The following is a 22318-nucleotide window of genomic DNA, read 5'->3' as shown; positions in this document are numbered from 1 at the left end:
GATTGAGAGATATGGACAAGCAGACACTGGTTATCAAGTTGGGTGGGGCCCTGATCGAGAACGACGAGGCGCTGACCGCCCTGTTCGGCACCCTCAAAACGTTTCTGGATGAGCAACACAGACCCCTGGTGCTGGTGCACGGTGGCGGCTGTCTGGTGGATGACCTGCTCAAGGGATTGGGCCTGAGTTCCACCAAGAAGAACGGCCTGCGGGTCACCCCGTTCGAGCAGATCCCCTTCATTGCGGGTGCGCTGGCCGGGACGGCCAACAAGCAGATGATGGCCAAGGCCATCGCCACCGGCATTCCGGCCGTGGGACTCTGTCTGGCCGATGGCGGTCTGTGCCAGGTGACCCAGCTCGATCCGGATCTCGGTGCAGTCGGTGATTGCCAGCCAGGCAACCCGGCGCTGGTGACCGGTATCCTGGCGCAGGGCTTCCTGCCCGTGGTGAGCTCCATCGGCATCACGGCCGACGGCCAGCTGATGAACGTCAACGCGGATCAGGCGGCCACCGCCATCGCCGAGGCGCTCGGTGCTGACCTGGTGATGCTGTCGGACGTGAGCGGCATCCTGGATGGCAAGGGCAAGCTGGTGCCGCAGCTGAACAAGGCAACCGCACTGGATCTGATGGAGAAGGGCGTGATCAGCGATGGCATGGCGGTCAAGGTGAAAGCCGCCTTGCACGCCGCCGAGACCCTCGGCAAGCCGGTCTGTGTCGCCAGCTGGCGTTACCCGGATCAACTGCTCAAGCTGCTGGCTGGCGGTGCCGTCGGCACCCAAGTCACCCTCTAACCCTGGCTGGAAAAAGGAACCTCCGATGCAACATCTTCTGAAAGATAGCGATCTGAGCAAGGCTCAAATCGAGGCGCTGATAGCGCTGGGGAAAGCGGTCAAGGCCGACCCGAAAAAGTACAGCCAGGCACTGGCGGGCAAGAGTGTGGTTACCCTGTTCGAGAAGCCCTCGTTGCACACCCGGGTGACCTTCGACATCGGCATCGCCAAACTGGGCGGCCATAGCGTCTATCTGGATCAACAGAACGGTGCCCTGGGCAAGCGGGAATCGGTGAAGGATTTCGCCGCCAACCTGTCCCGCTGGTGTGACGCCATAGTGGCGCGGGTATTCGATCACCAGACCCTGGTTGACCTGCAAGCCTACGGCTCTGTGCCCGTGGTCAACAGCCTGTGTAATCTTTACCACCCCTGTCAGGGGCTGGCCGACTTTATGACCATTGCCGAGCATTACGACGATCTGTCGAAGGTGAAGCTTGCCTACCTCGGCGATGGCAACAACGTCAGCCACTCTCTGCTGCTGCTGGGGGCCACTCTGGGTACAGACGTGACTCTGATCTGCCCGAAAGGCTATGGCCCGGATACCCAGATCTTCCTGCAGGCCCAGGCGCTGGCGGCCGATTCCGGCGCCACCATTCACATCAGCGATGACGTGGGCGACATTGAAGGGTTTGACGTGGTTTATACCGATACCTGGGTCTCCATGGGTGACAACACACCAATGGAGCAGGTAAAAGATATCTTCATGCCTTATCAGATCAACCAGGCCCTGCTTGAGCGCACCGGCATCCAGCACGTGCTGCATTGCCAGCCGGCGCACCGGGAGCTGGAGATCACTTCCGACGTCATGGACGGGCCTGCTTCCCTCATCATGGATGAGGCAGAGAACCGGATGCATATCCAGAACGCCGTGCTGCTGACCCTGCTTGGCAACAAGTAGCGGAATAAGCAACGCGGCCACCGACCCTGAATTACAACACCTTATCGAATCATCATGGAGAGAAGTAAAATGAGCGGAATCAACAAGATCGTACTGGCTTACTCGGGCGGACTGGATACCTCGGCCATCATTCCCTGGCTCAAAGAGCACTACGATGCCGAAATCATCGCCTTCGTCGCCGACGTGGGTCAGGAGCGTGACGATCTGGAAGGGATCGAGCAGAAGGCCATCGCGTCCGGCGCGGTCAAATGCATCGTCAAGGATCTGCGGGAAGAGTTCGTCAAAGAGTACGTCTATCCGACCCTGAAAACCGGCGCCGTCTATGAAGGCACCTACCTGCTGGGCACCTCGATGGCCCGTCCCATCATTGCCAAGGCGATGGTAGAAGCGGCCCTGGCGGAAGGCGCCGATGCCATCTCCCACGGTTGTACCGGCAAGGGCAACGATCAGGTGCGTTTTGAAGGTGCCGTGGCTGCCCTGGCACCCCAGTTGAAAGTGATCGCCCCCTGGCGGTTGTGGGACATGCGCTCCCGGGAAGATCTGCTGGCCTATCTTGAAGCCCGCGACATTCCCTGCAAGGCGACCCTGAAGAAGATCTACAGCCGTGATGCCAACGCCTGGCACATCTCCACCGAGGGTGGCGAGCTCGAGAGCACCTGGAACGAGCCGTCCGAAGCGGTCTGGCAGTGGACCGTCTCTGCCGAGCAGGCACCGAACGAGCCGGAATACGTCAAGCTGACCGTCGCCAAAGGCGAAGTGGTTGCCGTGGACGACCAGCCGCTGAGCCCGCACCAGATCCTGACCACCCTGAACGAGCGTGCCGGCAAGCACGGCGTGGGCCGGATCGACATCACCGAAAACCGCATGGTGGGCATGAAGTCCCGTGGCTGCTACGAAACTCCGGGCGGCACCGTCATGGTGGCGGCACTGCGCGCGGTGGAAGAGCTGGTACTGGACAGACCGACTCGCGCCTGGCGGGAAAAGCTGGGTGCCGAGTTCTCTCACCTGGTCTATGACGGTCGCTGGTTCACTCCGCTGTGCAAGGCCATCGTCGCCTCCGCCAATGCCATCGCCGAGGATCTCGACGGTGAAGTCATTCTGAAGATGTACAAGGGTCAGGTCACTGCGGTGCAGAAGAAGTCGCCGAACAGCCTCTACTCCGAAGACTTCGCCACCTTCGGTGCCGATGAAGTGTATGACCAGAGCCATGCAGAAGGCTTTATCCGTCTCTACACCCTGGCCAGCCGGATCCGCGCCATGAAGGAGCAGCATCAGGCGATCGGCGGTGACCATACCCACGGCTAAGCTGACGCCAATCCGTTGATACTGGTGAGGGGGCATGGCCCCCTCTTTTATCAGCCCTCCCATATGGTGGGGTGTGAGCAGAGCGGCAGCGCCTCGGCCGCTTCTGTGAGATAACAGGCTCGCAGAAAAACAGGGCACGATTTCAAGCTCGACGGCGCAAGACGCCGCCGACAACGCATTCAAGGAGAGCAGTATGGCACTTTGGGGTGGACGCTTCAGTCAGGGAGCCGATAGCAGGTTCAAGCAGTTCAACGATTCGCTGCGGTTCGATTACCGGCTGGCGGAGCAGGATATCCAGGGCTCCATGGCCTGGGCCAAGGCGCTGGTGAAAGTGGGCGTATTGACAGCCGACGAGCAAGGAAAGCTGCAACAGGCGATGGAAGTGCTGCTCGCCTCGGTGCAGCAGGATCCCCACCAGATCCTCAATTCCGATGCCGAAGACATTCACTCTTGGGTCGAAAGTCAGCTCATCGCCGCCGTCGGCGATCTTGGCAAGAAGCTGCATACTGGCCGCTCGCGCAACGATCAGGTCGCCACCGACCTGAAACTCTGGTGCAAGGCGCAAGGGGAGCTGCTGCTCGGTTCCATCAGTGCCCTTCAAGCCGGGCTGGTCGCCTCTGCCCGTGCCAATCAGGCTGCTGTGCTGCCGGGCTACACCCACTTGCAGCGCGCCCAGCCCGTCACCTTCGCCCACTGGGCGCTGGCCTATGTGGAGATGCTGGAGCGGGACTATTCCCGTCTGCAGGATGCCCTGAAGCGCCTCGACACCAGCCCGCTCGGCTGCGGCGCCCTGGCGGGTACCGCCTATGCCATCGACCGTGAAGCGCTGGCACTGGACATGGGCTTTGGCGGCGCGACCCGCAACAGCCTGGATTCGGTGTCGGATAGGGATCACGTGGTGGAGCTGATGCACGTGGCGTCCCTCTCCATGACCCACCTGTCGCGTTTTGCCGAAGACCTCATCTTCTACAACACCGGCGAGGCGGGCTTTGTCGAGCTGTCCGATGCGGTCACCTCGGGTTCCTCCCTGATGCCGCAGAAGAAGAACCCGGATGCGCTTGAGCTCATTCGTGGCAAGACAGGGCGGGTGGTCGGCGCCCAGATGGGCATGCTGATGAGCCTGAAGGCGCTGCCGCTGGCCTACAACAAGGACATGCAGGAAGACAAGGAAGGGCTGTTCGATGCCCTCGACACCTGGCACGACTGCCTCGACATGGCTGCGTTGGTGCTGATCGACTTGAAGGTGAACGTCGAGCGTACCAAGGCGGCGGCCCAGGGCGGCTATGCCAATGCCACCGAGCTGGCGGACTATCTGGTGGCCAAAGGGATACCCTTCCGTGAGGCGCACCATATCGTCGGCGAGACAGTGGTCTATGCGCTTGAGGTGAAGAAGCCGCTGGAAGATCTCTCGCTGCCCGAGTTCCAGCGCTTCAGCCCCGTCATCGGCGAGGATGTCTATCCCAATCTGGAGCTGGAAGCGACGCTGGCCAAGCGGGTCGCCAAAGGCGGCGTCGCCCGCGAGCTGGTGGATGCGGCCCTCACCGCCGCCGAACAGTGGCTGGCCAAATGGGCGGGTTAACCCCACCGGCTTGTCATTCGAAGAAGAAAGCAGAACGGCAATCCGAGGTTGCCGTTTTTTGTTTGCCTGATGATGAAGGGGAGGGAGATGGCTTGCGCAGATGCCAGGAAAAAGAGACCGTATCTTCAGCTCTGGTGCGTGGCATGGGCCCGCTGCACCGCCTGGGTGAGCAGGCTTTGCAACTGGCGTTCGGCCTCACCGGATCCATTGCCTGCTCCCAGCAGTACGACCCCCAGCGTGCCCGGCGACGGCAGCACATAGGCCAACGGGGAGAGAGAGGTCGGCATATCGATGGCAGAGCGCACTGTGATCCCGAGCCCTGCCTGCAAGGCCGCCCAGATCCCGCCCAGGCTCTGGCTGGTGAAGGCGATGCGCCACGGGATACCTGCATCGTCCAGAGCCTTGAGGGCTCGTGAACGCATCAGGCAGGGGGCATCGAAGAGCACCAGGGGCAAGGGCTCTCCGCGTGCCAGCAGGGGCGCCGGATCCCAGTTCGAGTGAGCAATCCACTGGAGTGACACCAAGTCGATGAGATGGGCGTCAATCCTCTCTTCCGGGTGCTGCCAGGCCAGGGCCATGTCGAGGGTTCCCTCCCTGATCCCTTTCATCAGCTGCGCATTGCGATCGATGCGCGTCGTCATGCGCAGCGTGGGGTGCTGACGACAGAGGGGGCCCAGCACGGCGGGCAGTAGGGATTCACCAAAGTCTTCCTGAACTCCCAGCCTGATCTCCCCTTGCAGCAGCTCCCCTTTCAGGGCAAGCACGGCTTCGTCATTGAGCTCCAGCAGCCGTTTGGCATATCCCAGCAGTCGTTCGCCACTGGCCGTCGGGACCAGGTGGCGACCCCTCTTCATGACCAGTTCGGTACCGCATTGCTGTTCGAGTTTTTTCAACTGGGCGCTGACCGCCGAGGTGGAACGGCACAGCCGCTGCGCCGCCAGCGCAAAGCTGCCACAGTCCAGCCCAAGGACATAGCTGCGCAGAGCATCGAGATCCAGGTTCAGGGGAAGGGGTTGCATGATAGTCCTGATAATCGGGATTGTTCGTCTTGAACGTTTTGATTTTTAAAATTGTAGCAGTGATAGAGAGTGGCTTCACCAACCAAGGAGATTGCCATGACCCATCCTGTTCTTGATCGTGACGACCTGGCGCGGGCAGCGCCGAGACTGTCCCAGCTGGCGGAAGAGACGCTGTTTGGCGATATCTGGCAGCGGCCCGCCTTGTCTGCGCGCGAACGCAGCCTGATCACCCTGGCCATACTGGCGTCGCTGGGCCGGGTGCAACAGCTGCCGTGGCACATAGCGTTTGCCCAGCAAAACGGCCTGACACGGGAACAGCTTGAGGAGCTGTTCACCCATCTCGCTTTCTACGCCGGATTGCCTGCGGCGGTCACCGCCGTGAGCTACCTGCCCAGCCGTGAGGAGCCGCACCCATGCCGCTGACCCGTATCACTCTGCGCGAGGGGATGAGTGACGCGCGCCTGCAACAGCTCTCCGACCTCTATCATGAGACCCTGGTGGAGGTGTTTGATGTACCGCGGGAGGACAAATTCCAGATCCTGGAGGCCTTGCCAGCCAAGGCGCTTGTTTATCATCCCCATTATCAGACCGGCCGCCGGGACGGAGACTTCATCCTCTTCCAGATCCTGGCGGGGAGGCCGCGCAGCACTGAGGTCAAGCAGCGGCTCTATGAGCGGCTTGCCGAGCGTCTGCACGCAGACATGGACATTCACCCCGACAACCTCATGGTGGTCATTCAGCTGAACGGCAGCGAGGAGTGGAGTTTCGGACGGGGTCTGATGTTTCGGCAGGGGGTGATCTTATGATCGCCATGCATTACAGATTCACCCTGCCGGCGGATTACGACATGGGGCTTATCGAAGAGCGTATCGCCAGCAATGGCACCAAACTCGACGGCTTCCCCGGCTTGCTGTTCAAGGCCTATCTCTATGGCCGCCATGACGAGGCCGCGCTGCCATGCAGGGAGAATCGCTATGCCCCCTTCTATGTGTGGCAAAGCGTCGAGGCGATGCACAGTTTCCTTGTCAGCGAGGGTTTCGCGGCGCTCACAAGGCACTTTGGCTGGCCCCATATCGAGACCTGGCATCTGCTGTCAGCCCCGCAGATGGAGGCGCTTGACCAGGCCAGGGTGGCCATCTTGCGGCGCACCCGCATTGCGCCGCACTGCAGCCTGGCCGAGCTGCACACCGGGGCCATGCTGAGCGGATGGGATGTTTCCCGTTGGCAATGGCTGGAGGTGGATCTCCTGCCGTCGCCCCCGCCGACGATACCGGCAGGGGCCGACGCCTATCACATTGGTTATCTGGCCAAAGGAGTTCCAGCCTGAGTGGGTGACGACGACATGAGGGGGATCTATGTCCTCACTCGTCATTTCACCTGCATGCGGCGTTAAACTTGGTTTACAGTGAAGTGCTGGTGTTTAGCGCTTGATGGTCGTTGCCAGCCGCATACGATCAAGGTTCTCGTAGGATATCGGCAGGCAGATTCGAGATGACGGCGCTCGCCTAGCGGGGCATGATCTCGAGGTATTGCGTACGGACACACCACCCCGGATAAAGGAGCCTGCATGTATCTGCCATCCCATTTCGAAACGCCCGACCTCGCGTCGCTGCATCAACTGATCCTGGCCCATCCGCTGGGGGCCCTGATCACCCACGGTGAGCGGGGGCTGGATGCGAACCATCTGCCGTTCGAGCTGGATGCCGGGAGTGGGGAGCAGGGCGTATTGCGCGCCCATGTCGCCCGCAACAACCCGCTCTGGCAAGAGGCCAGCAATGGCGACGAGGTGTTGGTGATCTTCAAGGCCGCGGATGCCTATATCTCCCCCAGCTGGTATCCGAGCAAGCAAGTGCATCACCAGCAGGTGCCGACCTGGAATTACAGCGTGGTACACGCCCACGGCCGAATTTGTATCCACGATGATGCGCGCTTCGTTCGCCGTCTGCTGGCGAACCTGACCCGCACTCATGAGGCCATCGAGTCTGCCCCCTGGAAGATGGCGGATGCGCCGAGGGAATATATTGAGGCCATGGTGCAGGCTGTTGTTGGTATCGAAATCGAGATAACCGGGCTGGTCGGCAAGTTCAAACTGAGTCAAAACAAGGCGGAGGCGGATCGTCAGGGCGCCGCAGACAGCTTGCAAGCGCGTGGGCAGGTAGAGATTGCAGAGTCTATGTTGAGCCCACCACAGTCGCTACCACAGCAATAGATTATCCCGTCTGGTCTCAATAAAAACGGCAACCCCCGAGGTTGCCGTTTTTATGTGTTTATTTTCAATCAGGCACTGGCATTGAGCAGCTTGCCGACCCCTTCGCCCTTGCCATTGGGCAGGGTCTGCTTGAAGGCGCTTAGCAGTTGATCCAGGTTCAGATCGCTGCTGCCCAGTGTGCCTTTTAGGGTATCGAGTCTGCTTTGCAGGGCATCCAAGCGGGTGCTCTGGGTGCCGTTGGCGAGCTGGTTGCGGGCTGTGTCTATGGCCTCGGTCAGGGATTGGCCATTGTTTTCCTGACCCAGGGTCTGCATCAGCTCGCTCATAAACTGGTTGATGGCGGGGCGGTTCTGCTCGCTGTCGGCATCCTTGACCCCCAGCCGCTGGAACAGGCTCTGGACTGTGGGGGGCAGGCGTTCTTCCTGTACCGGCTCAGGTTCGGGCTGGGCTTTGGCATTGCTGCTCAGCAGATAGCTGCCCAGCTTGAGGGCTATCGAGGCGATGGGAAGCAGGGTGCTGATCATGATGTCACTCTCCGGTACGGCTGATGACAATGACAGAGCAGGGATTGAGCCAGGTTGGCGAAAAATGCAGCAATCTAAGACAGGGTGCTGATCCTGCTGTGAATTTAGTTTTTGGGGCTATATGGGGGAGGGGAAGGATTGCGGGAGAAGCGGCAAACCCTTGCAGCGCCAGGCTGGCCGGTTTGCCGCCGAGGTCGCCGGATCAGAGGTCCTTGAAGGGGCGACGCTTCTCCTCTTCGATGACGATGGCTTCCAGGTTGGCAATACGCTCCTGCAACTTGTTGATGGTCACATCCTGCTTGCCGAGGCGGTCAGTGATGCGGGCATCTCCCAGCTGGTAGCGGGCACGTTTGGTGAGATAGCCGAACAGCATGCTGATAAAGACGATCAGGACTATGCCTGTCCACATGGTCATGAGTGACTCCTTGTCGATAAATATGCGAGAAATGGCCCTGTTGTCTCATACCCGGTGAGGGGCCGCAATGCCCGCTCTGGTGGTGAGCATGAGCCCTGTGATACCCGGGCTTATGCCATCCGTTGCCAGGAACTTGATGCCGGCCACGTTTGTGGTAGTGGCGCCTCAGACCCCCTGCCAGAGGGGGCGTCCGAGCCAGAGTCCCCACAGGGTGAGGTGCAGCAGCACGATAAACCAGAACACCAGCCGGTAGCTGCCCTTCTGGGTCTTGTGACGCAGCCAGTGGCGGGCGACCAGCGCCCCGGGCCAGCCACCGCACAGCTCCAGCAGATGCAGGCGAGATTCGGGGATGCGCCAGCCGCCGCGAATGGCCTGCCGCTTGTCGTGGGCGTAGGCCAGTACCGTCAGCAGGCTCATGGTAGTGACGATGGCGAGCGGCCACCAGTTGGCGTCAACCAGGCCAAGCCAGGCGGTCCAGAGCAGGGGAAACAGGGCGAGCCAGATCACAGTGCCAGCTCCCAGCCACGTGGGGCGTCAGGGCTCAGACTGCGGATCACCCTGGCGGGGTTGCCCACGGCCACCGAGTCGGCGGGGATGTCGCGAGTCACAACGGCGCCAGCCCCTATGATGGAGCGCGCCCCTATGGTGACGCCGGGGCAGATGATGGCGCCGCCGCCAATCCAGCAGTCATCGCCTATGTGTACCGGCTTGTTGTAAGCGGTCCAGTTGCGGCGCTCCAGGTAATCCATGCTGTGGGTGGCCGTGTAGATCTGCACGTTGGGGGCCAGCAGCACATGGTTGCCGATATGCACTTCACCCACATCGAGAATGGTGACGTTGAAGTTGAAGAAGGTCTGCTCGCCTATGTGGATATTGCGGCCAAATTCACAGGTGAAGGGAGTGCTTATCCAGCTGGAAGCGGGACAGTGGCCGAACAGCTCGCCGCACAGGCGCTGGCGCAGGGGGTGATCCCCGGCGGATGACGCATTGAGTTGTGCCAGCAGCGCCTGACCCCGGATCCTGTCATTCGCTATCTCCTCGCTCTGGCTATCCAGGGCGCCGCCCGCCAGTATCTTGTCCCAGTCGCTTGCCATGCTCGTCTCTCCTCATGTGCCAAGAGGAGCCAGTATACGCCACCCGTCTTGCAGCGTCAGGCTGTCACTTGCTGCAAGATCAGGCGCTTGGCCAGATGAGCGGCAGGATCAGCAGGGCAGAAACCAGATAGGGCAGCAGCACCATGAGTCCCAGCCGGCGCCCGCCGATACCCAGTGCCAACACGCCTTTCACCAGCGAGTTGACCAGCCCTGCCAGCAGTATGCCCCGGGCCGCGACCTCCAGCCCCAGCTCCTTGTGGGAGAGCTGGGAGAGCGAAAGTGTAATGGCATCCACGTCCGTGATCCCCGACACCAGTGCCAGCAGATAGACACCCGAGTCACCCACCCGGCTTTGCAACAGTGTTGCCATGAAGCCTATCAGCGCCAGCAGCAGGCCGAACTTGATGGCGGTGGCGAGATCCAGCGGATTGCTGGTTCGGGGCTGCACTGGCCCGTCGGTCAGCGCTTCCCGCTGGCGCCAGAACCAGAATGCAAAGCCGTAGACAATGACTGCCAGCAGCAGCAGGGGAGCGGCGAGGCGCATCGCCAGCTCCTTGTGGAGCAGCAATACCAGCACCAGCAGCCGCACCCACATGGTGGCTCCCGCCAGCAGTATGCCGGTGGCCAGCAGCCGCTCCAGCCCGCCCTGCTCCTTGTTGAGGCGGGCAAACTGCAAGGTGAGAGCGGTGGAGGAGGCGAGTCCCGCCAGCATGCTGGTGAGCACCAGCCCGGCGCGGGTGCCGAGCAGACGCACCGCGAAGTGGCCACAAAACGAGATGCCGGCGATCACCACCACCATCAGCCAGATCTTGAAGGGGTTGAAGGCATCGAGGGGCCCCATTTCCTTGTTGGGCAGCACCGGCAGCAGCACCAGGGAGATAAGCAGAAAGCGCAGGGTTGCGTGAAATTCGGTTTCGCTCAGAAACAGCATCCCTTGCTGGATCTTGCCCTTGAGCCCCATCAAGAGAGCGGCCAGCACGGCGCAGGCCACCGCCTCGCTCGGGCTCAGCAGCACGGACATCAGCCCCAGCAGATAAGTGAGCAGCATGGCCACCGAGCTGGTGAGGCCGAACTCCCCCTGCCAGCGCTGGGCCAGCCAGACCGAGAGGCCGCAGCCCATGACCACAGCCAGCAGACCGAGCAGCGGCAGCCAGGGGCCCAGGGTCGGCAACAGCAGGGCGCAGACGCCGCCGAGCAGGCCGATGAGGCCATAGGTGCGCATCCCGGCGATGCGCTGGTTGTCCCCCAGCTGGCGCACCTGCCAGCCACGCTCCAGTCCTATGATGAGGCCGATGGCCAGCGACACCAGGGCGCCATTGACGGGGTCTGCATTGATCCACATAACGACTTCCTTTTCGCTGTGTGATTGCCTTGAACCCATGATGGCACAGGCTGTACCGGGGCAGAGAGGCATGGCTCACAGAGTGTGCGAGTGTGGCCGTACGGCGGATTGATATGAGCAAAAGAGATAAGCAAAGCGTTATTTCTTGGTTCTCGGCATAACAAGCCCGCGGCATGCTGCATTCAACCCAACGATATGGAGTATCACCATGAAACTGCGAATGACCGCCCTCACCCTGCTCTCTCTGCTGGCCCTCGGCCAGGCCAATGCTGCCGAGATCCGTCTGCTCAACGTCTCCTACGATCCGACTCGCGAGCTGTTCCAGGAGTACAACGGCGCCTTCGCCAAGGAGTGGAAAGCCAAGACGGGTGACGATGTTGTGGTGGGCCAGTCTCACGGTGGCTCCGGCAAGCAGGCGCGTGCCGTGGTGGACGGGCTGGAAGCGGACCTGGTGTCGCTGGCGCTGGCCTATGACGTCAACGCCGTTGCCAAGCAGGGTTTGATCGCCGCCGACTGGCAGAGTCGCCTTGCCAACAACGCATCTCCCTATACCTCCACCATCGTCTTCCTGGTGCGCAAGGACAATCCCAAGCAGATCAAGGATTGGGGCGATCTGGTTCGCAAGGACATCGCCATAGTGACGCCGAACCCCAAGACCTCCGGCGGGGCACGCTGGAACTACCTGGCTGCCTGGGGCTATGCCCTGAAGAAAAGTGGCAGTGAGGAGGGCGCCAAACAGTTCGTCGGCGATCTCTACAAGAACGTGAAGGTGCTGGATTCAGGGGCCCGTGGCGCCACCACCAGCTTCATCGAGCGCGGTCTCGGCGACGTGCTGCTGGCGTGGGAAAACGAAGCCCTGCTGGTGCTCAATCAGCCAGGCAACCGCGACAAGTTCGAGCTGGTGGTGCCGTCGGTCTCCATCCTGGCGGAGCCGCCGGTGGCCGTGGTCGACAAGGTGGCCAGGAAGCATGGCACCGAGGCTGTCGCCAAGGGGTACCTTGAGTATCTCTACTCGGACGAGGGGCAGCGCATTATCGCCAAGTATCACTACCGCCCCAGCAATCCTGCGATCCAGAAGGAGACGGCAGCCCAGTTCCCGCAACTGACCCTGTTTACCGTCAAGGATCTGGAAGGGGACTGGGACAAGGCCCAGCAGAAGCACTTCGCCCAAGGCGGCCTGTTTGACCAGATTTACCAGCCGGGCGGCTAAGGCCCCCTGCTTCCTTGTGGCATGTTCACCCCGCACTGGCCCCTGTGCCAGCTGATAGGAGCACCAAGATGAACAAGATCCTCCTGGTTCCCGGTCTGCACAACAGTGGGCCGGATCATTGGCAGAGCCGCTGGCATCAATATTTCCCCCACTGGCAGCGCATGGTTGGCCTGCCATGGGATAAACCGGACCTGACGGTCTGGAGCGCCAAGCTGGCGAGCAAGCTGCGCAGCCGGCGCGGCCGTGCCCATCTGGTGGCCCACTCCTTCGGCGCCCTGGCGGCCATCACGGCGGCGCGCCAGCAGCCTGACAAGGTGGCCTCGCTCTTTATCGTGGCGCCAGCCGATCCTGCCCATTTCGGCATAGTGGATGAGGCGCTGGCCGGTTCGCTCAAGGTATCGGCCCAGCTGATCGCCAGTCGCAACGATCCCTGGCTCAGTTTCGAGCGAGCCGAATACTGGAGTCGCCAGTGGCAGGTGCCGCTGTTCGATGCCGGTGAGGTGAGCCATATCAATGCCCAGTCCGGTCATGGGGAGTGGAGTCAGGGACTCAACCTGCTCGGCACCCTCTATCGCCGGGCCGAGATGGTGGTCGAGCCTGCGCCGGCCGTGTGGGAGCGACGTGCGGCCCTCAGTTTTCGGTGAAAGTGTTGCCAATACCCGTTCAATTTGCAGAGAAGGAGAGAGAGCACCCGACATAACAACAGCCTGATTTTGATTGCTTGGTACATTGCACGACGCTCCATTTTTTAGGTCTTTTATTTATATAAAAGACCTTTTTTTCATTTTATGGCGCTAAAAACCAGTGCCGCCCTGGTTAGATAAAAAAGTGCTTAGCAAAGGCGTTATTGGTGTTTGTTGTCTCAAACAGGCGTGCGCAGAATCGCTGTATCGAATGTTTTTCATAACAAACGGAAGCGTTATGCGATTTGGTTCTTACTCCGTCTTGCCAGGCTTTGGTCCGACCCTTGGCTTCAGCCTGCTCTATCTCGGCATCCTGGTGCTGCTGCCGCTCTCGGCGCTGGTGTTGTTCGCGGTGAACAATCTTACTGCGGGGGAATTCTGGCAGGTGATCGGCTCACCCCGGGTGCTTGCCTCCTTTCGCCTGAGTTTCGGTGCCGCTTTCATCGCGGTGCTGCTGAACAGCCTGTTTGGCCTGATCCTCGCCTGGGTACTGGTGCGTTACCGCTTCCCCGGTCGCCGGCTGGTGGATGCGCTGATCGATCTGCCGTTCGCCATGCCTACCGCCGTCTCCGGTATTGCCCTGTGCGCCATCTTCGCCCCCAACGGCTGGATCGGGCAGTGGGTCGCCCCACTGGGCATAGAGCTTGCCTACAACCCCATCGGCGTGGTGATTGCCCTCACCTTCATCGGGTTGCCCTTCGTGGTTCGCACCCTGCAGCCAGTGCTGCGGGAGGCAGAGACGGAACAGGAAGAGGCCGCCGCCAGCCTGGGGGCCGACCGCTGGCAAACCTTTTTGCGGGTGCTGTGGCCAACCCTGATCCCGGCACTGCTCACAGGTTTTGCCCTGGCGTTTGCCCGTGGCGTGGGGGAGTACGGCTCCGTCATCTTTATCGCCGGCAATCTGCCCATGGTTTCCGAGATTGCCCCCCTGATGATCATGAGCCATCTGGAGGAGTACGACTATGCAGGCGCTTCTGCCATCGCCGTGGTCATGCTGCTGGTCTCATTCATTTTGTTATTGCTCATCAACAAGTTGCAGGCCTGGAGCTGGGCACGCATAGGAGGGACTCGCGTATGAGCGCATCCAACTCGACACTGGATCTGGTCCAGGGTGTGGCGCCAGCCCCGCTGGCCCGCCACCCTTCCGTCACGCGTGAGCCCGTCTGGGTCAAATGGCTGCTCATTGCCCTTGGGCTGGGCTGGTTTGCCGCTCTGCTGCTGTTGCCGCTGGCCACCGTCTTCATTCAGGCGCTGAGCCCGGGCCTCACCTTCTTCTGGCACGCCATCAGCGAGCCGGATGCCCTGAGCGCCCTGGGCTTGACCGCCCTGGTCACGCTTTGCGCCGTGCCCCTCAACCTGCTGTTCGGGCTGGCGGCGGCCTGGGCCATAGCCCGCTTCCGCTTCCCCGGTCGGCAGTTGCTCATCACCCTCATCGACCTGCCGTTCTCTGTCTCGCCGGTGATCGCCGGGCTCATGCTGGTGCTGCTGTTCGGCAGTCGCGGCTGGTTTGGCGACTGGCTGAGCGAGCACGACATCAAGGTCATCTTCGCCACCCCGGGCATCATTCTGGCCACCACCTTCATTACCGTGCCCTTCGTGGTGCGCGAGCTGTTGCCCCAGATGGAGGCGCGCGGCCCGGAAGAGGAGGAGACGGCCATCATGCTGGGGGCGAGCGGCCTGCAGATGTTCTGGCGAGTGACCCTGCCAGGCATCCGCTGGAGCCTGATGTATGGCCTGCTGCTCTGTACCGCCCGGGCTGTGGGGGAGTTTGGGGCTGTCTCAGTGGTCTCCGGCCATATTCGCGGCCAGACCAATACACTGCCGCTGCATATCGAGATCCTCTACAACGAGTACCAGACCGGCGCCGCCTTCGCGGTGGCAAGCCTGCTGGCCCTGTTCGGGATCTTCACCCTACTGGGAGAAACCCTGCTGGCCCGGCTACGTGGGCAGCCTGACAAGCCCCACTGATATTGCGAGAGAGGCCCGGCTGCGCGACCTGCCGGGCCCCATACCCCATTGATCTCGATATAACGATTATTGAAAAGAGGCATCTATGAGCATTCAGGTTCAAGGGCTCAACAAGCATTTCAATCAGTACGCGGCGCTGGCCGACATCAACCTCGACTTTCACGATGGCGAGCTGGTGGCGCTGCTGGGCCCCTCCGGCTGTGGCAAAACCACCTTGCTGCGCATCATAGCCGGGCTGGAGCAGGCCGATAGCGGCAGCGTCATCATCCGCGGTGAGCATGCAACCGACCTTGATGTGCGTGAGCGCAACGTGGGTTTCGTGTTCCAGCACTACGCCCTGTTTCGCCACATGACGGTGTTCGAGAACGTGGCATTCGGCTTGCGGGTCAAGCCGAGGTCAGAGCGTCCCACCGAGGCTGTCATCCGCGCACGGGTCAAGGAGCTGCTGGATCTGGTGCAGCTCAGCCATGTGGCCGATCGCCACCCGACCCAGCTCTCCGGCGGTCAGCGCCAGCGGGTCGCTCTGGCCCGCGCCCTGGCGGTGCAACCCAAGGTGCTGCTGCTGGATGAGCCCTTCGGTGCCCTCGATGCCCAGGTACGCAAGGAGCTGCGCCGCTGGTTGCGCGAACTGCATGACGAGCTGCATGTCACCAGCCTGTTCGTGACCCACGATCAGGAGGAGGCGCTGGAGGTGGCGGATCGGGTGGTGCTGATGAACGCCGGCCGGGTCGAGCAGATAGGCACACCGGCCGAGGTCTATGACCAGCCCGCCAGTGCCTTTGTGCACAGCTTTCTCGGCAGCGTGAACCTGTTTCGCGGTCGGGTGGCAGGTCAGGGGCTCGGCATTGGCGAACAGTGGCTGGGAGGCCCCATCAGCTCCCATCTGGCGGAGGGCAGCGCTGCGATCGCCTATGTGCGTCCCCACGAGCTGGAGATAGTGCCTGCGGATGCAAGCGGGGGGATCCGCGCCACCATCACCCGACTGCTGCCCATGGGGCCCCGTATCCGGGTGGAGTTGCGTGGCATTGGGGATACAAACGGTGCACACTTCGAGGCCGAATTGAGCAAAGAGGCGGCCAGGGCATTTGCCCCGGGGCAGGGGGTGCGGCTGGTGGCCAGGCAGGCCCAGCTTTATCCGGACTACCAGATTTGATGGCCAGGGTTTGCATCCAGGCGAGAGCGACTCGCCGCCACCCTTGCCAACCGACAGGATCAGGGCGTGACCCTTTTATCGCGATGACCGTATCAGGCTTGCAGTCCGGCACAGGGTCGGGCTGGCAATAACAAAAACGGCGGCGGGACCCACCCGACCGGCCAGTCAGCGCAGGAGGCGATGGCGTGAATTTTCAGCAGTTACGCATTATACGGGAAGCGGCGCGGCGGGATTACAACCTGACCGAGGTGGCCAATGCCCTGTTTACCTCTCAGTCCGGGGTCAGCCGCCATATTCGCGAGCTGGAGGAGGATCTGGGGATAGAGCTGTTCATCCGCTATGGCAAGCGGCTGCTCGGTATGACGGAGCCGGGCAAGGAGTTGCTGGTGATCGCCGAGCGCATCCTCAATGACGCCAACAATATCCGCAAACTGGCCAGCACCTTTGCCAACCGCGAGTCCGGCAGGCTGCTGGTGGCCACCACTCACACCCAGGCCCGTTACGCCCTGCCGCGGGTAGTGAAGGCGTTTCGCGAACAGTTCCCGCAGGTGCAACTGGAGCTGCGTCAGGGCAGCCCTGAGGAGATAGTGCGGCTGGTGCAGACCGGCGAGGTGGATATCGGCATCAGCAGCGAGCAGCTCGACAAGAGCGAAGGGGTGGTGGCGTTTCCCTACTACCGCTGGCACCACAACATAGTGGTGCCCGAGCAGCACCCCCTCACCGCCGAGCGGGAGCTGACCCTGGCGGCGTTGGCACACTGGCCCATCATCACCTATCAGGCCGGCTTGACCGGACGGGCGCGGGTGGATGAGGCGTTTGCCGAAGCGGGGATCACGCCGCAGATACTGCTGACCGCCCAGGATTCGGACGTCATCAAGACCTATGTCGAGCTGGAGATGGGGGTCGGCATATTGGCGGACATGGCATTCGATACCCAGCGCGACAGGGGGTTGGTGCAGCTTGACGGCAGCCGGCTGTTTGCGCCACACACCGCCTGGATCGGGCTCAAGCAGGGGCAGTTCCAGCACAATTTCGCCTGGCAGTTTATCCAGCTCTGCAATCCGGAGCTGGCGCTGGCAGACATTCAGGCCCGCGCCATGGGCGGTGAGCCTGTCATCGACTACCAGATCTGAACTTTGCCAGACGATGTGAAACGGGGAGCCAGTGGCTCCCCGTTTTGTTGGCGGCGAGGGCGCGCAGGACAGCGACATACATGGCGGTCACCAAGGGCCTCATATGAATTTTTTCGCTTAGGTTTGCCGCTTTACTTCGTTTGTTATCACGCACTTTGGTTACAGGATGGAACAAGTGACTGACAACAGCCGACATATTCAGGATAAAGCATGCCGTACAGCTACCTATCACATCTGCGTTGCAGCAAGACCGGCGATATCCATGATGCCGATCAGCCCCAGCAACTGAGCCAGGTGGGGGCACCCCTGCTGGCCAGCTACGATCTCGAGGCCCTGAAGAAGGTTTGGCATCCGGCCGCTCTGCTAGGACGTCCTGCCACCCTGTGGCGTTATCACGAGCTGCTGCCGGTGCGTGACCCCGCCCAGGTGGTGACACTGGGGGAAGGACTGACACCCTTGTTGCCCTTGCGCGCACTGGGCAAGCAGGTCGGCATTCCGGATCTCTGGATGAAGGATGAGAGCATCATCCCCACCGGATCCTTCAAGGCCCGTGGCGCAGCCGTTGGCATTTCCCGTGCTCGTGAACTCGGTGTCACCCATTTTGCCATGCCCACCAACGGCAATGCTGGAGCCGCATGGGCTCTTTATGGTGCCCGTGCAGGCCTGCGCAGCACCATAGTCATGCCACAGGAAGCCCCGGCCATTACCCGGTTGGAGACATCCCTGGCGGGTGCTCGCCTTTATCTGGTGGATGGCCTGATCAGCGATGCGGGCCGTCAAGTCGCTCAGGCTGTGGTGGATCAATCCCTGTTTGACGCCTCTACCCTGAAGGAGCCCTATCGGATCGAGGGCAAGAAGACAATGGGGCTGGAGATCGCCGAACAGCTGGGTTGGAAGTTGCCAGATGTAATCATCTACCCCACAGGCGGCGGGGTCGGCCTCATCGGCATCTACAAGGCGCTCCGTGAGTTGCAGGAATTGGGCTGGGTCAAAGGGGACCTTCCCCGGCTGGTGGCGGTGCAGGCCAGTGGTTGCGCACCCATAGTGCAGGCTTGGCAGCAAGGGGCCAGCGAGTCGAGCTTCTGGCCGGACTCCCAGACCCTGGCCTTCGGCATCAATGTGCCCAAGGCGCTGGGAGATTTTCTGGTGCTCGATGCACTCTATCGTACCAATGGTTGTGCCATCGCTGTGGATGACAGGGCGATTAAGGCAGAGATCCGCCAACTCGCGTCCCTGGAGGGGAGCTTTGTCTGCCCGGAAGGGGCTGCGGCTTTCGCCGCCGCCCGCCAACTGCGGGAGAGTGGCTGGATCAAGGGGGGTGAGCAGGTAGTGGTGCTCAATACGGGGGCTGGGATCAAGTACCCGGATGCAATCACTGTGTTGCCCCAGCGACTACGCCGTGACGGGAGGATACCGGCATGACGTTCGACTGGTCTTTTATCCTCGGCACCCTGCCCGCGTTCGGCAAGGCGGTCTGGGTCACACTGCAACTGGGCGCCATGGTGATCTTTACGTCGCTGGGGGTGGCCCTGCTCAACGTGACCCTGCTGAGCCTGCAAAAGCCACTGCTCGCCGCGTTCATCCGCGGCTATGTGGAGCTGGCCCGCAACACACCGCTGCTGATCCAGCTGTTCTTTCTCTACTTCGGGCTGCCGGCGCTGGGGCTATCGCCGTCAGGTTTTGCCACTGCGGTGATCGCCATGACCTTCCTCGGCGGTGGTTATCTGACCGAGGCGCTGAGAGCAGGTATCCAGGCCGTGCCCACCAGCCAGCTGGAAGCGGGCCGGGCCATTGGCCTCTCCCGCTGGCAACTGCTGCGCCATGTGCAACTGCCCCAGGCCTGGCTTGCCAGCCTGCCGGCGCTGTTTGCCAACTTCATCTTCCTGCTGAAAGAGACGACAGTGGCCTCGGCGGTGGCGGTGCCCGAGCTGCTCTACACCACCAAGAACTACATTGCCCTCTACTACAAGACCTACGAGATGCTGGCTGTGCTGACCCTGATGTGCGTGCTGATCTTTCTGCCGTTATCACTGGCCCTGCGGGCTCTGGAAAGGAGGCTGCAACATGGTCAGTTCGGTCACTGAGTCACTTGAGCAAGCATGGCTCCTGATGAGCGAGCGGAGCGCCCTGTCATCGTCGTCACCGGCCCTGCGAGCTGTAGAAAGGAGGGTTCAATATGGTCAGTTCGGTCACTGAGTCACTTGAGCAAGCATGGCTCCTGATGAGCGAGCGGAGCGCCCTGTCATCGTCGTCACCGGCCCTGCGAGCCGTAGAAAGGAGGGTTCAATATGGCCAGTTCGGTCACTGAGTTGCTGGGCCAAGCCCTGCCGCTGCTGGCAATTGGTGCGGGTCAGACCCTTGCCATCTCCCTGCTCGCCATCCTGTTTGCAACCCTCGGCGGTGTCGCTTACGGCGTGCTGGCGCAACAGGGCGGACGACTGACTCTGGGCTTGCTGCGGGTTTATCTGGAGCTGTTTAGGGTGGTGCCCGTGCTGGTGTGGCTTTACCTCTTCTTCTTCGGGTTGCCGATCTTCTTCGGCCTCGATATTCCGGCTTTCTGGTGCGCCGTGCTGGTGCTGGCGCTATGGGGCGCCAGCGAGGTGGGGGAAGTGGTGCGCGGCGGCCTGGGATCCTTGGCCCGTGGTCAGCAGGAGGCCGGGTTGGCGCTCGGACTCTCGACCTGGCAGCTCTATCGCCACGTGCTGTTGCCCCAGGCGTTGCAGCGGCTGACGCCGCCGACCATCAACATCTACACCCGCATCATCAAGACCAGCTCGCTGGCGGTGCTGATCGGGGTGGTGGAGGTGATCAAGGTGGGCCAGCAGATCATAGAGCGCACCTATGCCTCCGTGCTCATCTACGGCTTGCTGTTTCTGTTCTTCTTTCTGGTCTGCTATCCGCTCTCGCTGGCCTCGCGCCGGCTGGAGCAAAAATGGGGTAATGCGGTATGACACCTCTGCTTGAACTTGAGCTCGTCAGCAAACAATTTGGCCAAAACCGGGTACTGGACGGGGTCAGCCTCGCGGTGAACCCCGGGGAAGTGATCGTCATCCTGGGGCCGAGCGGCTGCGGCAAGAGCACACTGCTGCGCACCCTCAACGGGCTCGAGCCGATTCAGGGGGGCGAGATCCGCTTCGACGGCGTGCTGCTGGATGGTGCCACCGACTGGCAGCGGGTGCGCCAGCGTATCGGCATGGTGTTCCAGAGCTATCACCTCTTCCCCAACCTGACTGTGCTGGAGAACGTGCTGCTAGGCCCCCTTCAGGTGCAAAAACGGGAGCGGCAGGAGGCCCTGCTGCAGGCGGAGCAGCTGTTGACCCGCATCGGTCTGTGGGAGAAGCGCCACGCCTATCCGCGCGAGCTCTCCGGTGGCCAGCAGCAACGGATCGCCATAGTGCGGGCCCTGTGCATGAACCCCCAGGTGATGCTGTTTGACGAGGTGACCGCCGCCCTCGATCCCGAAATGGTGCAAGAGGTGCTGGAAGTGTTGCGGGATCTCGCCGGCAGCGGCATGACACTGCTTATCGTGACCCACGAGATGGCGTTCGCCCGGGCGGTGGCGGATCGCATCGTCTTCATGGATGGCGGCCACATTCTGGAGCAGGCCGCCCCCCGCGTCTTTTTCGACAACCCCAGGAGCCCGCGTGCGCGCCAGTTCCTCGCCAAGTTTTCTTATACAGATGTCATCAAACGAAAGGAGTCAGCATGAAAAAAATCACCTCGGTTCTGTTCAGTGCCCTGATCGGCCTGGGCCTTGCCAGCGGCGCAGCCCAGGCAGCGGACGGTTCCCTCGACAAGATCAAGGCGCGCGACAAGCTCATCGTCGGCGTCTTCACCGACAAGCCCCCCTTCGGCTACGTGGATGAGAAGGGAAGCTACGTGGGCTTCGATACCGATCTCGGTCGCCGTTTCGCCAAGGATCTGCTGGGAGACGAGAACAAGGTAGAGTTCGTGGCGGTGGAGCCCGCCAGCCGCATCCCCTTCCTGCAGAGCGACAAGGTGGATCTGATCCTCGCCAACATGACGGTGACGCCGGAGCGGCGCGAGGTGGTGGATTTCACCAACCCGAACCTGCGAGTGGCGGTACAGGTGCTGGTGCCGGAAGGGAGCCCGGCCAAGGGATTAGGCGATCTGGCGGACAAGACCCTGATTGTCACTACTGGCACCACGGCCGACATCTGGCTGACCCGCAATCATCCAGACTGGAAGGTGCTCAAGTTCGAGAAGAATACCGAATCCCTGCAGGCGCTGGCTCAGGGCCGTGGTGATGCCTACGCCCAGGACAATCTGGTGCTGTTCAGCTGGGCAAAGGAGAATCCGGGCTACCGGGTGCTGCCCGAGAAGCTGGGGGCGGAAGACCCAATCGCGCCAGCGGTGAAGAAGGGCAATATCGAGCTGCGTGACTGGGTCAACGAGCGCCTCGCCAAGCTGGGTGAAGAGAAGTACCTGCTCAAGCTCTACGACCAGTATGTACGTGACAAGTTGAGCGCCGATACCGACCCCAACGACGTGATAGTGGAAGGGGGAAAGTGGCAGGGGTAATCCTGTTGAAAGAGTGAAAAGTGTGCTGAGAAAAGTGAAGTGTGTGAAGCGTGAAGTCCTGGTTCCGTTGGTCCGCAAACCGCAAGGTTTGACCTTTCAGGCGTCCCCGTTCGGGGGACGATTTTTTTATTTGCCGCGCTTGTAAGTATCCGTTCAGCGCAATCCAGGCATCCTGCCAGTTGGTGTCGATACCCGGCTTATCCGGGCGGGAGCTGGCCGACGTCAGGTCGGCAAGCCCGCCATCGACTACCCGATCCGAGCCTTGCCAGAGTACGTAAAACGGGGAGCCATTGGCTCCCCGTTTTGTTTATGGCGTTATCACTCTGTGCCGGATCAGTTCAGCGCAATCCAGGCATCCTGCCAGTTGGTGCCGATACCCGGCTTATTCGGGCTGGCGCTGGCAGAATCAAGGTC

The 22318-nt window shown here is 61.5% G+C and carries 25 protein-coding genes; 19 read left to right on the top strand and 6 right to left on the bottom strand.

Going from position 1 to position 22318, the window contains the following annotated elements; all coding sequences use genetic code 11:
• Window positions 1-11: 11 nt before the first annotated feature.
• The 4 genes from argB to argH all read left to right on the top strand — a co-directional run bounded on the left by argB (window position 12) and on the right by argH (window position 4612).
• Window positions 12-791 (top strand): acetylglutamate kinase, encoded by a 780-nt coding sequence (gene argB / locus AXW79_RS07795; RefSeq protein WP_005313765.1) that lies wholly within the window; start codon window positions 12-14, stop codon window positions 789-791.
• Between the two features lie 25 nt (window positions 792-816).
• On the top strand, window positions 817-1728 hold the full coding sequence (locus AXW79_RS07790; protein WP_005313762.1) for an ornithine carbamoyltransferase: 912 nt from the start codon (window positions 817-819) through the stop codon (window positions 1726-1728).
• A 69-nt stretch (window positions 1729-1797) separates the two neighbouring features.
• Complete coding sequence (locus AXW79_RS07785; protein WP_005313759.1) at window positions 1798-3033, top strand: argininosuccinate synthase; 1236 nt, start codon at window positions 1798-1800, stop codon at window positions 3031-3033.
• 193 nt (window positions 3034-3226) lie between these two features.
• A complete protein-coding gene (argH, locus tag AXW79_RS07780; protein ID WP_005313756.1) occupies window positions 3227-4612 on the top strand; it encodes an argininosuccinate lyase in 1386 nt (461 codons plus the stop codon).
• A 125-nt stretch (window positions 4613-4737) separates the two neighbouring features.
• Here argH and AXW79_RS07775 read toward each other — a convergent pair whose 3' ends face one another.
• A complete protein-coding gene (locus AXW79_RS07775) occupies window positions 4738-5631 on the bottom strand; it encodes a LysR substrate-binding domain-containing protein (RefSeq protein ID WP_005313753.1) in 894 nt (297 codons plus the stop codon).
• 96 nt (window positions 5632-5727) lie between these two features.
• Between AXW79_RS07775 and AXW79_RS07770 the strand changes: the two genes are divergently transcribed.
• The 4 genes from AXW79_RS07770 (at window position 5728) to AXW79_RS07755 (ending at window position 7840) form a co-directional block, all read left to right on the top strand.
• Entirely contained in the window at window positions 5728-6054 is a 327-nt protein-coding gene (locus AXW79_RS07770; protein WP_005313751.1) for a carboxymuconolactone decarboxylase family protein, read from the top strand.
• Window positions 6045-6437, top strand: a complete 393-nt coding sequence (locus AXW79_RS07765; RefSeq protein ID WP_005313748.1) for a tautomerase family protein — start codon at window positions 6045-6047, stop codon at window positions 6435-6437. Before AXW79_RS07770 ends, AXW79_RS07765 begins: the two co-directional genes overlap by 10 nt.
• Window positions 6434-6958, top strand: coding sequence for a DUF4865 family protein (locus tag AXW79_RS07760; RefSeq protein WP_005313746.1), 525 nt, complete (start codon window positions 6434-6436; stop codon window positions 6956-6958). Before AXW79_RS07765 ends, AXW79_RS07760 begins: the two co-directional genes overlap by 4 nt.
• A gap of 240 nt (window positions 6959-7198) precedes the next feature.
• Window positions 7199-7840: an FMN-binding negative transcriptional regulator gene (locus AXW79_RS07755; RefSeq protein WP_005313744.1), complete on the top strand. Its 642-nt coding sequence runs from the start codon at window positions 7199-7201 to the stop codon at window positions 7838-7840.
• Between the two features lie 68 nt (window positions 7841-7908).
• Here the strand turns inward: AXW79_RS07755 and AXW79_RS07750 are convergent, their stop codons facing one another.
• The 5 genes from AXW79_RS07750 to AXW79_RS07730 form a co-directional block, all read right to left on the bottom strand.
• Window positions 7909-8364 (bottom strand): hypothetical protein, encoded by a 456-nt coding sequence (locus AXW79_RS07750; protein WP_005313742.1) that lies wholly within the window; start codon window positions 8362-8364, stop codon window positions 7909-7911.
• Between the two features lie 202 nt (window positions 8365-8566).
• Window positions 8567-8779, bottom strand: a complete 213-nt coding sequence (locus AXW79_RS07745; protein ID WP_005313739.1) for a hypothetical protein — start codon at window positions 8777-8779, stop codon at window positions 8567-8569.
• Window positions 8780-8944: 165 nt separating this feature from the next.
• The gene (locus AXW79_RS07740) at window positions 8945-9286 is read right to left on the bottom strand and encodes a DUF1294 domain-containing protein (protein ID WP_005313737.1); all 342 of its coding nucleotides are present in this window, start codon (window positions 9284-9286) and stop codon (window positions 8945-8947) included.
• Window positions 9283-9873: a sugar O-acetyltransferase gene (locus tag AXW79_RS07735; RefSeq protein ID WP_005313735.1), complete on the bottom strand. Its 591-nt coding sequence runs from the start codon at window positions 9871-9873 to the stop codon at window positions 9283-9285. Before AXW79_RS07735 ends, AXW79_RS07740 begins: the two co-directional genes overlap by 4 nt.
• Before the next feature lie 79 nt (window positions 9874-9952).
• Window positions 9953-11215 carry an MgtC/SapB family protein gene (locus AXW79_RS07730; RefSeq protein WP_005313733.1) on the bottom strand — a complete coding sequence of 421 codons (1263 nt, stop codon included), beginning with the start codon at window positions 11213-11215 and terminating at the stop codon, window positions 9953-9955.
• Window positions 11216-11423: 208 nt separating this feature from the next.
• On the opposite strand from AXW79_RS07730, the gene AXW79_RS07725 reads away from it, so the two are divergent.
• From AXW79_RS07725 to AXW79_RS07675, 11 genes are all read left to right on the top strand, one after another.
• The gene (locus AXW79_RS07725) at window positions 11424-12425 is read left to right on the top strand and encodes a sulfate ABC transporter substrate-binding protein (protein WP_005313731.1); all 1002 of its coding nucleotides are present in this window, start codon (window positions 11424-11426) and stop codon (window positions 12423-12425) included.
• Between the two features lie 68 nt (window positions 12426-12493).
• Window positions 12494-13069 carry an RBBP9/YdeN family alpha/beta hydrolase gene (locus tag AXW79_RS07720; protein WP_005313728.1) on the top strand — a complete coding sequence of 192 codons (576 nt, stop codon included), beginning with the start codon at window positions 12494-12496 and terminating at the stop codon, window positions 13067-13069.
• A 277-nt stretch (window positions 13070-13346) separates the two neighbouring features.
• Window positions 13347-14186 carry a sulfate ABC transporter permease subunit CysT gene (cysT, locus tag AXW79_RS07715; RefSeq protein ID WP_005313726.1) on the top strand — a complete coding sequence of 280 codons (840 nt, stop codon included), beginning with the start codon at window positions 13347-13349 and terminating at the stop codon, window positions 14184-14186.
• Entirely contained in the window at window positions 14183-15076 is an 894-nt protein-coding gene (gene cysW, locus AXW79_RS07710) for a sulfate ABC transporter permease subunit CysW (protein ID WP_005313724.1), read from the top strand. The genes cysT and cysW overlap by 4 nt, the downstream gene beginning before the upstream one ends.
• 85 nt (window positions 15077-15161) lie before the next feature.
• Window positions 15162-16229 (top strand): sulfate/molybdate ABC transporter ATP-binding protein, encoded by a 1068-nt coding sequence (locus AXW79_RS07705; RefSeq protein ID WP_005313723.1) that lies wholly within the window; start codon window positions 15162-15164, stop codon window positions 16227-16229.
• 185 nt (window positions 16230-16414) lie between these two features.
• A complete protein-coding gene (gene cbl, locus AXW79_RS07700) occupies window positions 16415-17362 on the top strand; it encodes an HTH-type transcriptional regulator Cbl (protein WP_043151125.1) in 948 nt (315 codons plus the stop codon).
• Window positions 17363-17572: 210 nt separating this feature from the next.
• Window positions 17573-18784: a threonine synthase gene (locus AXW79_RS07695; protein WP_005313721.1), complete on the top strand. Its 1212-nt coding sequence runs from the start codon at window positions 17573-17575 to the stop codon at window positions 18782-18784.
• The gene (locus AXW79_RS07690) at window positions 18781-19446 is read left to right on the top strand and encodes an amino acid ABC transporter permease (protein ID WP_005313720.1); all 666 of its coding nucleotides are present in this window, start codon (window positions 18781-18783) and stop codon (window positions 19444-19446) included. The genes AXW79_RS07695 and AXW79_RS07690 overlap by 4 nt, the downstream gene beginning before the upstream one ends.
• Before the next feature lie 204 nt (window positions 19447-19650).
• Window positions 19651-20313 carry an amino acid ABC transporter permease gene (locus tag AXW79_RS07685; protein ID WP_005313715.1) on the top strand — a complete coding sequence of 221 codons (663 nt, stop codon included), beginning with the start codon at window positions 19651-19653 and terminating at the stop codon, window positions 20311-20313.
• Window positions 20310-21071, top strand: a complete 762-nt coding sequence (locus tag AXW79_RS07680) for an amino acid ABC transporter ATP-binding protein (RefSeq protein WP_005313713.1) — start codon at window positions 20310-20312, stop codon at window positions 21069-21071. The genes AXW79_RS07685 and AXW79_RS07680 overlap by 4 nt, the downstream gene beginning before the upstream one ends.
• Window positions 21068-21904: a transporter substrate-binding domain-containing protein gene (locus tag AXW79_RS07675; RefSeq protein ID WP_005313704.1), complete on the top strand. Its 837-nt coding sequence runs from the start codon at window positions 21068-21070 to the stop codon at window positions 21902-21904. The genes AXW79_RS07680 and AXW79_RS07675 overlap by 4 nt, the downstream gene beginning before the upstream one ends.
• Window positions 21905-22318 lie beyond the last annotated feature (414 nt).

The organism is Aeromonas salmonicida subsp. salmonicida, from assembly GCF_001643305.1.
GTDB classification, from domain to species: domain Bacteria; phylum Pseudomonadota; class Gammaproteobacteria; order Enterobacterales; family Aeromonadaceae; genus Aeromonas; species Aeromonas salmonicida.
The sequence above is the reverse complement of the archived record's forward strand: the minus strand, read 5'-3'. Positions and strand labels throughout refer to the sequence as shown.

Excerpts from the sequence above, each read along its gene's own strand:
- argB (WP_005313765.1), top strand. The coding sequence starts at position 12 with ATGGACAAGCAGACACTGGTTATCAAGTTGGGTGGGGCCCTGATCGAG.
- AXW79_RS07790 (WP_005313762.1), top strand. The coding sequence starts at position 817 with ATGCAACATCTTCTGAAAGATAGCGATCTGAGCAAGGCTCAAATCGAG.
- AXW79_RS07785 (WP_005313759.1), top strand. The coding sequence starts at position 1,798 with ATGAGCGGAATCAACAAGATCGTACTGGCTTACTCGGGCGGACTGGAT.
- argH (WP_005313756.1), top strand. The coding sequence starts at position 3,227 with ATGGCACTTTGGGGTGGACGCTTCAGTCAGGGAGCCGATAGCAGGTTC.
- AXW79_RS07775 (WP_005313753.1), bottom strand. The coding sequence starts at position 5,631 with ATGCAACCCCTTCCCCTGAACCTGGATCTCGATGCTCTGCGCAGCTAT.
- AXW79_RS07770 (WP_005313751.1), top strand. The coding sequence starts at position 5,728 with ATGACCCATCCTGTTCTTGATCGTGACGACCTGGCGCGGGCAGCGCCG.
- AXW79_RS07765 (WP_005313748.1), top strand. The coding sequence starts at position 6,045 with ATGCCGCTGACCCGTATCACTCTGCGCGAGGGGATGAGTGACGCGCGC.
- AXW79_RS07760 (WP_005313746.1), top strand. The coding sequence starts at position 6,434 with ATGATCGCCATGCATTACAGATTCACCCTGCCGGCGGATTACGACATG.
- AXW79_RS07755 (WP_005313744.1), top strand. The coding sequence starts at position 7,199 with ATGTATCTGCCATCCCATTTCGAAACGCCCGACCTCGCGTCGCTGCAT.
- AXW79_RS07750 (WP_005313742.1), bottom strand. The coding sequence starts at position 8,364 with ATGATCAGCACCCTGCTTCCCATCGCCTCGATAGCCCTCAAGCTGGGC.
- AXW79_RS07745 (WP_005313739.1), bottom strand. The coding sequence starts at position 8,779 with ATGACCATGTGGACAGGCATAGTCCTGATCGTCTTTATCAGCATGCTG.
- AXW79_RS07735 (WP_005313735.1), bottom strand. The coding sequence starts at position 9,873 with ATGGCAAGCGACTGGGACAAGATACTGGCGGGCGGCGCCCTGGATAGC.
- AXW79_RS07730 (WP_005313733.1), bottom strand. The coding sequence starts at position 11,215 with ATGTGGATCAATGCAGACCCCGTCAATGGCGCCCTGGTGTCGCTGGCC.
- AXW79_RS07725 (WP_005313731.1), top strand. The coding sequence starts at position 11,424 with ATGAAACTGCGAATGACCGCCCTCACCCTGCTCTCTCTGCTGGCCCTC.
- AXW79_RS07720 (WP_005313728.1), top strand. The coding sequence starts at position 12,494 with ATGAACAAGATCCTCCTGGTTCCCGGTCTGCACAACAGTGGGCCGGAT.
- cysT (WP_005313726.1), top strand. The coding sequence starts at position 13,347 with ATGCGATTTGGTTCTTACTCCGTCTTGCCAGGCTTTGGTCCGACCCTT.
- cysW (WP_005313724.1), top strand. The coding sequence starts at position 14,183 with ATGAGCGCATCCAACTCGACACTGGATCTGGTCCAGGGTGTGGCGCCA.
- AXW79_RS07705 (WP_005313723.1), top strand. The coding sequence starts at position 15,162 with ATGAGCATTCAGGTTCAAGGGCTCAACAAGCATTTCAATCAGTACGCG.
- AXW79_RS07695 (WP_005313721.1), top strand. The coding sequence starts at position 17,573 with ATGCCGTACAGCTACCTATCACATCTGCGTTGCAGCAAGACCGGCGAT.
- AXW79_RS07690 (WP_005313720.1), top strand. The coding sequence starts at position 18,781 with ATGACGTTCGACTGGTCTTTTATCCTCGGCACCCTGCCCGCGTTCGGC.
- AXW79_RS07685 (WP_005313715.1), top strand. The coding sequence starts at position 19,651 with ATGGCCAGTTCGGTCACTGAGTTGCTGGGCCAAGCCCTGCCGCTGCTG.
- AXW79_RS07680 (WP_005313713.1), top strand. The coding sequence starts at position 20,310 with ATGACACCTCTGCTTGAACTTGAGCTCGTCAGCAAACAATTTGGCCAA.
- AXW79_RS07675 (WP_005313704.1), top strand. The coding sequence starts at position 21,068 with ATGAAAAAAATCACCTCGGTTCTGTTCAGTGCCCTGATCGGCCTGGGC.